Source organism: Phyllobacterium sp. OV277, from assembly GCF_900104355.1.
In the GTDB taxonomy this organism is placed as follows: domain Bacteria; phylum Pseudomonadota; class Alphaproteobacteria; order Rhizobiales; family Rhizobiaceae; genus Phyllobacterium.
The window spans coordinates 553,715-564,753 of sequence record NZ_FNIY01000001.1; the positions used below are offsets into that span (position 1 = coordinate 553,715).

At 57.3% G+C, this 11,039-nt stretch carries 8 protein-coding genes; 5 read left to right on the top strand and 3 right to left on the bottom strand.

What is annotated here, in order from left to right:
* Position 1 precedes the first annotated feature (1 nt).
* The 3 genes from BLU05_RS02815 to BLU05_RS02825 are packed head-to-tail and all read left to right on the top strand — an operon-like array spanning position 2 to position 3,273.
* Entirely contained in the window at positions 2 to 1,279 is a 1,278-nt protein-coding gene (locus BLU05_RS02815; protein ID WP_091877689.1) for a beta-ketoacyl-ACP synthase, read from the top strand.
* A 25-nt stretch (positions 1,280 to 1,304) separates the two neighbouring features.
* Positions 1,305 to 2,333 (top strand): zinc-binding dehydrogenase, encoded by a 1,029-nt coding sequence (locus tag BLU05_RS02820; protein ID WP_091877690.1) that lies wholly within the window; start codon positions 1,305 to 1,307, stop codon positions 2,331 to 2,333.
* A 7-nt stretch (positions 2,334 to 2,340) separates the two neighbouring features.
* Positions 2,341 to 3,273 (top strand): lipid A biosynthesis lauroyl acyltransferase, encoded by a 933-nt coding sequence (locus tag BLU05_RS02825; RefSeq protein WP_091877691.1) that lies wholly within the window; start codon positions 2,341 to 2,343, stop codon positions 3,271 to 3,273.
* Here the strand turns inward: BLU05_RS02825 and BLU05_RS02830 are convergent, their stop codons facing one another.
* From BLU05_RS02830 to BLU05_RS02845, 3 genes are all read right to left on the bottom strand, one after another.
* The gene (locus BLU05_RS02830) at positions 3,274 to 4,182 is read right to left on the bottom strand and encodes a dimethyl sulfoxide reductase anchor subunit family protein (protein ID WP_091877692.1); all 909 of its coding nucleotides are present in this window, start codon (positions 4,180 to 4,182) and stop codon (positions 3,274 to 3,276) included.
* A 206-nt stretch (positions 4,183 to 4,388) separates the two neighbouring features.
* The gene (locus tag BLU05_RS02840; RefSeq protein WP_091877694.1) at positions 4,389 to 5,156 is read right to left on the bottom strand and encodes a 4Fe-4S dicluster domain-containing protein; all 768 of its coding nucleotides are present in this window, start codon (positions 5,154 to 5,156) and stop codon (positions 4,389 to 4,391) included.
* Positions 5,153 to 8,005 (bottom strand): molybdopterin oxidoreductase family protein, encoded by a 2,853-nt coding sequence (locus tag BLU05_RS02845; protein ID WP_091877695.1) that lies wholly within the window; start codon positions 8,003 to 8,005, stop codon positions 5,153 to 5,155. Before BLU05_RS02845 ends, BLU05_RS02840 begins: the two co-directional genes overlap by 4 nt.
* Before the next feature lie 161 nt (positions 8,006 to 8,166).
* On the opposite strand from BLU05_RS02845, the gene BLU05_RS02850 reads away from it, so the two are divergent.
* On the top strand, positions 8,167 to 9,438 hold the full coding sequence (locus BLU05_RS02850) for an acetylornithine deacetylase/succinyl-diaminopimelate desuccinylase family protein (RefSeq protein ID WP_091877696.1): 1,272 nt from the start codon (positions 8,167 to 8,169) through the stop codon (positions 9,436 to 9,438).
* Between the two features lie 59 nt (positions 9,439 to 9,497).
* Positions 9,498 to 10,982 (top strand): ABC transporter substrate-binding protein, encoded by a 1,485-nt coding sequence (locus BLU05_RS02855; protein WP_091877697.1) that lies wholly within the window; start codon positions 9,498 to 9,500, stop codon positions 10,980 to 10,982.
* Positions 10,983 to 11,039 lie beyond the last annotated feature (57 nt).

Consider the following 11,039-nt stretch of genomic DNA (forward strand, 5'->3'; position numbering starts at 1 on the left):
CATGTCAAAATACACTGACCATCTTGGCCGTCCCCTCGTTGCCGTCACTGGTCTTGGCGTTGTCTCCTCGCTCGGACAGGGCAAGAAGGACAATTGGGCCGCGCTGACTTCAGGCACCTCTGGCATCCACACCATCACGCGCTTTGCGCTTGATAATCTGCGCACGCAGATCGCCGGAACCGTTGATTTCCTCAAGGAGAGCAATGAAGGTGCTTCGGCCCTCTCTGAAAAGCTGGCATCGCTCGCCGCCGAGGAAGCCATTGCGCAGGCCGGTTTCGACACGGAGAATTTTGGCGGACCACTGTTTCTCGCCGCTCCCCCCGTCGAACTTGAATGGCGCAACCGCTTTGCGCTCGATGCTCTGGTAAAGAGCGAGGGCGAACCGGGCTACGACCTGCTTCTCGCGGCCTGCCGCCGTGGCACGCAGGAAGCCATGTTCCACACCACCGAATTTGGCTATATTGCCGAGCGCCTTGCCGACACGTTCGGCACACGCGGCCTGCCGATCACGCTTTCCACCGCCTGTGCATCCGGCGCCACGGCTATTCAACTTGGCGTTGAGGCCATCCGGCGCGGCGAAAGCGACAAGGTTCTGTCCATCGGCACCGATGGTTCCGTTTCGGCCGAAGCGCTCGTGCGCTTCTCACTGCTCTCTGCCCTTTCCACCCAGAATAACCCTGCCCACAAGGCGGCAAAGCCTTTTTCCAAGGACCGCGATGGTTTTGTCATGGCGGAAGGCTCCGGCGCGCTTGTGATGGAATCGCTGGAATCAGCAGTCGCACGCGGTGCAAAAATTCTCGGCATCATGCATGGCTGCGGCGAAAAGGCTGATGATTTCCATCGCACCCGGTCAAAGCCAGACGGCTCGCCCGCCATTGGCGCAGTGCGTGCAGCGCTTGACGATGCGGGTATCAAGGAAGATGCGATTGATTACATCAACGCGCATGGCACCTCGACACCCGAGAACGACAAGATGGAGTATCTCGCGCTCTCGACCGTGTTTGGCGAGCGTATTGCATCGCTGCCAGTCTCATCCAACAAATCGATGATCGGGCATACGCTGACTGCTGCTGGTGCGATTGAAGCCGTATTCTCCATGCTCACCATCGAGACCGGAACACTTCCGCCGACGATCAATTATGACAATCCGGACCCGGCAATCATCCTCGATGTTGTGCCGAACGTGAAGCGTGAAGCGAGCGTTTCATCGGTGCTCTCAAGCTCATTTGGCTTCGGTGGACAAAATACGTGTCTTGTCATGACGGCAGAACCGCACTAATCCCTCTCCGAAAAGGAAAACGGATATGCGCGCATTACAGCTGATTGAAGACCGCAAGCTCGAGATTGTCGATGTTGCTCCCCCGCCCCCACCCGGTCCCGGTGAAGTAACCGTCAATATCAAGGCTGTCGCGCTCAATCATATCGATGTCTGGGGCTGGCGCGGTATGGCGTTTGCCAAGCGCAAGCTACCGCTAACCATCGGCGCGGAAGCATCCGGCGTGGTTGACGCAATCGGTCCCGGCGTTTCCAACCTTCTGCCCGGTCAGCTTGTGTCGATCTATGGCGCGCAGACCTGTGGTCTCTGCCGTCCCTGCCGCGAAGGCCGCGATAATTTATGCGAGCATGTTTCCGGCGTTTATGGCTTCCATCTCGATGGTTTTGCGCAGGAGAAGGTCAATCTCAAGGCACGCCTGCTCGTTCCTGCGCCTCCCGGCGTTGATGAAATCGGCGCTGCTGTTGCGCCCGTTACCTTCGGAACTGTCGAGCACATGCTGTTCGATAATGCCAAGCTTGAGCCGGGTGAAACTATCCTCGTGCACGCAGGCGGTTCGGGTATTGGTTCCGCAGCAATCCAGCTTGCCAAGAAGATCGGTTGCACCGTCATCACCACTGTGGGTTCCGATGCAAAGATCGAAAAGGCCAACGCGCTCGGTGCCGATCACGTCATCAATTATCGCGAAGACCGATTTGAAGGTGTTGTGCGCAAGCTGACCAAGAAGAAGGGCGTTGATGTGGTATTCGAGCATGTTGGCGCGGATACATGGGCCGGTTCCATGCTGTCGTTGCGGCGCGGTGGACGGCTCGTCACCTGCGGTTCAACCTCGGGCGTTTCCACCAGCATGAACCTGATGATGTTGTTCCAGCAGCAGTTGAAACTGCTCGGCTCCTTCGGTTGCCGCATGGAAAACATGGCCGATGCCATGCAGAAAATGGCGCGCGGTCTGGTTCATCCGGTCATAGATACGGAAGTCGGCTTTGACGACATCGATACGGCGCTGAAGCGCATGGAAGGCCGGGACGTCTTCGGCAAGATTATCCTGCGCGTCAACTGAGCCGAGCATGAACCTCAAATTTAAACTTGCTCTGTTCCGCTGGAGCCAGAAGTTGAAGGTTTTCAACTACTGGCTATCGGCTCATGTCATTTTCGGCATATTACGCGTCCTCCGGTTGCTACCGGCGGAAGCCGCGACCAATTTCATCGACGCTGCGGCACGTAAAATCGGACCGCTGATGGGGCGTCACCGGGTGGCGATGATCAATCTACGCAAAGCCTATCCGGAAAAACCGGAGGAGGAATTGCAGCTGATCGCCCGCGATATGTGGGGCAGCATGGCGCGCCTTACCGCCGAATATGTCTTTCTCGACGCGATTTTCGACTATGATCCGCACAGCGAGACGCCGGGGCTGATTGAGGTCCAGGGCCGCGAAATATTCGAGCGCATCCGCGACGAGAGCGACCGCCCGCATATTTTCTTCACCGCTCATACGGGCAATTTCGAACTCTTGCCAATTTGTGCCGCCACGTTTGATCTGAATGTCACAGCGCTGTTCCGCCCGCCGAACAATCCCTATGTTGCCAAGAAAATACTTGGCGCACGCCGCACCAATATGGGCCACCTTGTTCCTTCAAAAGCCGGTGCCGCATGGTCGCTTGCCAGCGTTTTGAACACCAATGGCAATGTCGGCATGCTGGTTGACCAGAAATTCCATCGCGGCCTGCCCTCGACCTTTTTTGACCGCCCATGCAAGACCAACCCGCTGCTGGCAAAGCTCGCCCGTCAATATGATTGCGATGTCTATCCCGCACGCTGCGTCCGCCTGCCCGGTGGCCGGTTCAGGCTGGAGTTGGAAGAAAAGATGGAATTGCCACGCGATGAAACCGGCGCCGTCGATATTGCCCGCACAGTCCAACTGGTCAATGACAAGGTGGAAAGCTGGGTGCGCGAATATCCCGGCCAGTGGATGTGGTTTCATAAGCGCTGGAACGCCTGATCAGTAATAGTTCATGACGGCATGTTTCGCTTCGGCGAAAAACAGCCAGCGCTCAACGAACAGACCGAGCATATGTGTAAGCACGCCCATGGCCATCAGGCAGGTGCTCAATGCACCACCGCCAACGGCCATGGCAAGCAGCACCGCCAGAATTGGCAGCACAATCCCGCTGACAAACGCGATGACCCAAAGCTTTTGCGCATGTTTGCGCGCAACGCGAAAACCCATTTCCCGCGTCAGATAATTATCAAGCGCATGGGGTCGCTCCAGCAACCGCACTTTGCCGATACCGCCTAAGCCCGTGGCACTTTCCGGCGTTGACAGAGAAACAAGCGTCGTTGCGCGCTTGCGCCAGATCATCTTTGCAACAAGCGCCAGCAGCAAAAATAGCACCGCCAGCAATTGCAACGGCAAGACGTTGCCATCCCCAGCAAATAGCGCACCCAGCACCAGACCGCCCGCCAGCGCGAACAGCAAAAAACACAGCGGCGTCAGTTTCGTATGCCATGCATCAACGGTTTTAAGCGATGCATAGATCATCGAGGTGCAGTAAACCGTGATGACGGCCCCGAGAACGGTGATCAGGCCAAGGGTTGTGTCTTGCCGGTTGAGGAACAGGCACAGCGCGGCGTTTGAAGTCAGCGGTACAAACGTGGCAATCGCCATCACACCTTCACGCGATAGCCAGCTTGACCGCCATTGGCTCAGCGCCCGCCACGCCCGCTGCGGATTACCCAGATGCAACAGGGACGACAGAAGGCCAATGCTTATGAGCGCCAGTGCGGTGATGTAGGCAATTTTGGTTGGCAGTGCGGATGGATCAAGAAATCCCAAACCCAGAATGACGGCAAGGCCATAGCCAAGGCCTGACAGCGTGGTGAAGACGATGATGGAATAGGCTGGATGCATTTATGACAGCCTCGGGGGTGGGTGCTCACCCCCCTCTGTCCTGTCGGACATCTCCCCCACAAGGGGGGAGATCACATTGGCATCAACGCCTTTGCACAACAGGAAGCGTTTCAGATTGTGCAAAGACAGCCATGTAGGCTGATCTCCCCCCTTGTGGGGGAGATGTCCGACAGGACAGAGGGGGGTGAAAATGCACAACATCATCCTCAAATCCGATCCAATGTCTTATCGAGCCAGGCAAAGAACCCGCGTGCGCCTTCCGTATTCTCGGCAAGCGGGATCATCGGGGCAGCATTGGCGAGAGAGGTGCGGGCGCGCGGTGGAAGATATTTGTTCGTCGGACGGGTCTCCTGTTCCGGCATCAGATCAAAACCACCCCGCGCGGCAACCATGATAGAAACCTCAGACGAAGGATCACCAAGATCGCCATAATGGCGTGCATTGGCCGGGCATGTGCGCACGCAGGAGGGCACGCGGTCCTCCTGCTGCAAAGTCTCGTTGTAAATGCGGTCAACACACAGGGTGCACTTCTTCATCACCCCTGCCGCCAGATCCATCTCGCGCGCGCCATAGGCGCAGGACCAGGCACAGAGACCGCAGCCGATGCACTTGTCCTCATCGACAAGCACAATGCCATCCTCGGCACGTTTGTAGGATGCACCGGTCGGGCAGACGGTAACACAGGGTGCATCCTCGCAGTGCAGGCAGGATTTGGGGAAATGCACCACCCGCGCATCACCAGCCTCACCAATCACCTGCCCGCCATCGGGCACCACTTCAAAACTGTGAATGCGGTTGAGAAAGGTGCCGGAGACATCATCACCATAGGGGTCCTGATCCGACAGCGCATTGCCATAGGCGCCGGTATTCCATTCCTTGCAACTGATGACGCATGCATGGCAGCCGACACAGACATCAAGGTCAATCACAAGGCCAAGCTTTTTCGCACCAAGGGTTTGCGGAAGGCTGGTCATTTCGCCCACTCCTGTCCATAGCGTAATGCATCGACAGGCGCGGGCTGACTGCCGGGCCGCTTGAGCGTACTGAAATGTGGCTCGCTGATGGCCTCACCGGCCTCGGCCTTTTCAATTTGCACGCGCAAATCATACCAAGCGGCCTGTCCCGTGATCGGGTCCGAATTCGACCAGCGCATGCCATCGCCTTTTGGTGGCAGCAACTCATGGATGAGATGGTTGAGCAGAAAACCCTTGGTAGCCTCTGGCGCGTTCTTGTCGAGTGCCCATGCGCCGCTGCGCTTGCCAATGGCATTCCATGTCCACATGGTCCTGCCATTCACCGCATCGGTGCGGGCAATCTCGCATTTGATCCGGCCATGATGGGAAGTCACCCACACCCAGTCGCCATCCTTCAAACCAAGCTCATCGCAAATGCCGCCGGGGACATAAAGCGGGTTCTTGGTGTGGATTTGCCGCAACCAGGCATTTTGCGAGCCCCATGAATGGTACATCGCCATCGGTCGCTGGGTGATCGCGTGATAGGGGAAAGCATCGGTATCGACACCTTGCTCCTCGAACGGCCGGTACCACAGCGGCAGCGGATCAAAACACTCAAGCAATCGCTGGCGATATTGCTCCGGCGCGACGGGCTTGCGTACACCCTGCGCCGACAGGCGGAACTTTTGCAGCGTCTCCACATAAAGCTGGATGGTCACCGGCTGCGGCGTATCGAAGAAGCCCATATCAATGGCGAACTGCTGGTAGGCCGCATTGTGATGTTTGAAATAGAGCGCTTCCTCCGGAATGTGCTTCATCCAGAATGCACCATTGCCGACATAGTTTTTCAGCTGGTCGGGGTTTGGCGTTCCGCGCCCCTCACCGCTTCCGTCCGTATCGCGCCAGCCTGATAGCGGACCGATACCCGGCTTGCGCTGATGATTGACGATGTAATCCGCATAATCCTTGTAGAGCGCCCCGCCCTGTTCATTAACAAATCCCGGCAGCTTCAGCCGAGCGCCAAGATCAATCAGCACTGACTGGAAGCCGCGCACATTGCGATCAGGCTCCAGCACCGGCCAGCGAATGGCATCGCAGGCAGCTTCCGGCTCGGAAATCGGTCTGTCGAGCAGCGAAATACAGTCATGCCGCTCCAGATAGGTCGTATCCGGCAGAACCAGATCCGCATAGGCAACCATTTCCGAGGAATAGGCATCGGAATAGATGATCTTGGGGATTTTGTATTCACCCGTTGCCTCGTCCCGCGCCTCCAGCATTTTTATGGTGCCGCGCGTGTTCATCGACGAGTTCCAAGCCATATTCGCCATGTAGAGGAACAGTACATCAACCGGATACGGATCGCCCGCATGGGCATTGGCGATGACCATATGCATCATGCCGTGAGCCGACAGCGGCGCTTCCCACGAAAACGCCTTGTCGATGCGCTGCGGCTTACCATCGGCATCGACAAGCAAATCTTCCGGCCCAAGGGGATAGCCAAGATGTGGTCCGGCCAGTGGCTTGCCGGGTGTCACATGCTCTGCCCGCCCATGCGGACGCGGATGGGCCGTGGCAGGCTTCGGATAAGGCGGCTTGTAGCGATAACCACCGGGGCAATCGATGGAGCCAATGATCGTCTGCAGCACATGCAGCGCGCGCGCCGATTGAAATCCGTTGGAATGGGCCGAAATACCACGCATCGCATGGAACGTCACCGGACGGCCGATCATCACCTCGTGCTGCTCGCCCTTCATATCGGTCCATGGCTGGTTGAGGATAATTTCTTCCTCAAACGCCACCCGCGCTATTTCCGCGGCCAATCCCCGGATTGTTGCAGCGGAAATACCGGTTTCTGCGGCAACCGCATCGGGTGAATATTGCGGGTCGAGATATTTTTCCGCCATCAGCCGGAGCACGCTGCGCACCTTGCGGCCATCAGGCGTGGTGAAATCCGCATTGAGATCAGCAACGTGACCGGGTTCGTCAAAACGCACCAGCGCACCCGTCTTGCGGTCGCGCACCAAAGCCTTGCCGAGATCATCACGCAGGAACAGCCCGTGATCCTCGCTCCCCTCCGCATCAACCACCAGCCACGGCGCATTGGTGTAGCGCTGGAGATAATCGAGATCAATCTGCCCGTTGCGGAACAATTCGTGGATGATGGCAAGGATCAACAGCCCATCGGTTCCCGGCCGGATACCGATCCAGTTGTCAGCCACCGCCGAATAGCCCGTGCGCACCGGATTGACCGACACGAACCGTGCACCGTTCTTCTTCAGCTTGGAGATGCCCATTTTGATCGGGTTGGAATCATGATCCTCCGCCACGCCAAACAGCACAAACAGTTTGGTCTTGTCCCAGTCAGGCGCGCCGAACTCCCAGAATGCCCCGCCAATCGTATAAATACCGGCTGCGGCCATGTTGACCGAACAAAACCCGCCATGGGCGGCATAATTGGGCGTGCCAAAATTCTGTGCCCAGAAACTGGTCAGCGCCTGCGACTGGTCGCGCCCGGTAAAGAAGGCGAGTTTCTGCGGCGCCGTCTCACGAACAGGCTGCAGCCAGTCGACGGCCAGCGAAAGCGCCTCCTCCCAGCTGATTTCCTTGAATTCTCCCGATCCGCGCGGCCCGGTGCGCAGCAGCGGCGCACGCAACCGTGCGGGCGAATAATGCTGCATAATTCCCGCCGAACCTTTGGCGCACAGCACACCCTTATTGATCGGATGGTCGCGATTGCCCTCGATATAGCGGACCTTGCCGTCCTTTAGATGCACATCAATGCCGCAGCGGCAGGCGCACATATAGCAGGTCGTCTTGCGAACCTCATCACCAACCGGCTCCGACAGGGCAATGTACGGTTCGGTTTGCATCTGGTGATTGCCTCGCTGGTCACGTCACAGAATCTCTGTTTTATAAGAACAATTCTAATCCGCCAAACACACAAGCGACATTGCACAGGGAAAACGCCACGATGCAATTGGCAAGAAGTTGCCCCTTGCCAAATCCGCCCCGACGCTGATTTGATATACCAATGGACGAAAAACTTTCCCGCGCGATTGAAAAACGACGTGACGATCTGGTTGCGTTGACCCGTGATCTCATACGGTTTCCCACCGTCAACCCGCCCGGTGAAGCCTACACGCCCTGCGCTGAATATATCGCGCAGCGGTTGAAGAAGAGCGGTTTCGAAACGCAACTGATTCGCGGTGAAGGCACGCCCGGTGATACGGACCGCTATCCGCGCACCAATGTCATCGCCCGCTTTGACGGCAGGACGCATGGCCAGACCGTGCATTTCAATTCGCATATCGATGTGGTTGATACGGGTGAAGGCTGGACCGTTGATCCGTTCGAAGGCGTGGTGAAAGACGGCAAGGTTTATGGGCGCGGTGCCTGCGACATGAAGGGCGGGCTTGCCGCTTCGATCATCGCCGCCGAGGCCTTTCTCGAAGTCTATCCGGATTTTGCCGGTTCCATCGAAATATCAGGCACGGTGGATGAGGAATCCGGCGGCTTTGGCGGTGTCGCCTATCTCGCCAGCAAAGGCTTCTTCTCAAAACCCCGCGTTGATCACGTCATCATCCCCGAACCGCTCAACAAGGACCGCATTTGCCTTGGCCATCGCGGTGTCTGGTGGGCGGAGATCGAAACCAAGGGCGAGATCGCTCATGGCTCCATGCCGTTTCTCGGCGATTGCGCCGTGCGCCATATGGGTGCGGTGCTCGACGCCTTCGAGAAAGATCTGTTTCCCGCGCTCGATAAAAAACAGACCCGCATGCCCGTGGTGCCGGAGGGTGCAAAGCGCTCCACCATGAATATCAATTCGATCCATGGCGGACAGACCGATGATTATTCCGGCCTGCCCTCGCCCAATGTGCCTGATAGCTGCCGCCTGATCATCGACCGGCGTTTTCTGCTGGAAGAAGACATTACCGAGGTGAAGCGCGAGGTGACATCGATCCTCGACCGGCTGCAATGGGAGCGGCCGAAATTCCACTACAACATCCGTGACATCATGGAGGTGCAACCGCTGATGACCGAGCGCGATGCGCCCGTGGTGACAGCCGTCGCGCAGGGCATTCGCGAGATTTTTGGCAAGGAACCGGAATATGTCATTTCGCCCGGCACCTATGATCAAAAGCACATCGCCCGCATTGGCCTGCTGCATGATTGCATCGCCTATGGCCCCGGTATTCTCGACCTCGCGCACCGGCCCGATGAATATGTGGGGATTGAAGACATGATCGAATCGGCAAAAGTCATGGCACTCGGGCTGAAAGTTCTGCTATCCGGTTCTATCTAGAACAATAAAAATATGCTGATCTGCATGGGGTTTACGGCAAAGTCTTTGGGAGACGGTGAATGAACAGATTCTGGAAGTCGGCCCTAGCGGCTAGTGCAATTGTCCTGCTTTCGACCACCGCGTCCTTTGCCGCGAAAACCGATCTGGTGCTGGGCATCGTGCTGGAACCTCCGCATCTTGACCCGACCGCCGGCGCTGCGACAGCCATTGGCGAAGTTGTCTATGCCAATGTTTTCGAGGGGCTGACACGGATCGATGCCAAGGGTCAGGTTTTGCCCGCACTCGCGGAAAGCTGGACCGTCTCCGAGGATGGCAAGGTCTATACCTTCAAGTTGCACAAGGATGTGAAATTTCACGATGGCACCGCCTTTGATGCGCAGGATGTCAAATTCTCGCTCGACCGGGCACGCGATGAAAAATCCACCAATCCGCAAAAACCCCTGTTTGCATCCATCGATACAGTGGAGGTTGTCGATCCGCTGACCGTCAAGATCACGCTCAAACAGCCGAATGGTGATTTCCTCTACAATATGGGTTGGGCGGCTGCCGTCATCGTCGCGCCTGAAAGTGCCGACACCAACAAGGAAAAGCCGGTTGGAACCGGCCCCTTCAAACTCGACAACTGGGCCAAGGGCTCGCAGATCACCATCTCCAAAAACCCTGCCTATTGGGGCAAGCCGGTAGCCCTCGACAAAGCAATTTTCCGCATCATTCCTGATCCGGCAGCCGCAACCGCCGCACTGCTTGCGGGCGATGTGCAGGCATTCCCCGTCTTTCCGAGCTATGAGGCCGTGCCGCAGTTTCAGGCTGACCCACGTTTCAAGGTGGTGATCGGTACAACCGAGGGCGAGACCGTTCTTGGCATGAACAACCAGAAGCCGCCTTTTGATAATCTCAAGGTCCGGCAGGCAATCACCCACGCCATTGACCGCAAAGCATTGATTGATGGCGCCCTGTTTGGCTTGGGAACACCAATCGGCTCGTTCTTCCCGCCGCATCACCCCGCTTATATCGACCTGACCGGTGAGTCCGCCTACGATCCGGCGCTGGCCAAAAAGCTTCTGGCCGAGGCTGGCCACCCTGACGGTTTCAAGACCACGCTGAAACTGCCGCCACCCGTCTATGCCCGCCGCGGCGGCGAGATCATAGCGGCAGAACTGCGCGAAATTGGTATCGAAGCCGAGATTATTCCGGTTGAATGGGCGCAGTGGCTGGAACAGGTGTTCAAGGGCCGGGATTACGACATGACCATCGTGTCCCATACGGAGCCGAACGATCTCAACATCTTTGCCCGGGATAATTATTACTTCAACTACAACAGCCCGGCCTTCCGCGATGTGATCAAGCAGATCGAGGCGACGTCTGATACGGCCAAACGGACTGAACTCTATCAGCAGGCGCAGAAAATCCTCGCCGCCGATGTTCCGGCTGCGTTTCTGTTCCAGCTTCCCAAAACCGGGATATGGGATGCAAAGGTCGAAGGGCTCTGGGAAAATGGGCCAATCCCCGCCAATGATTTGACAGCGGTGAAATGGGCAGAGTGATCGATTGATGGTTGGACCCGAGGCATTCACCCCCCTCTGTCCTGTCGGACATCTCCC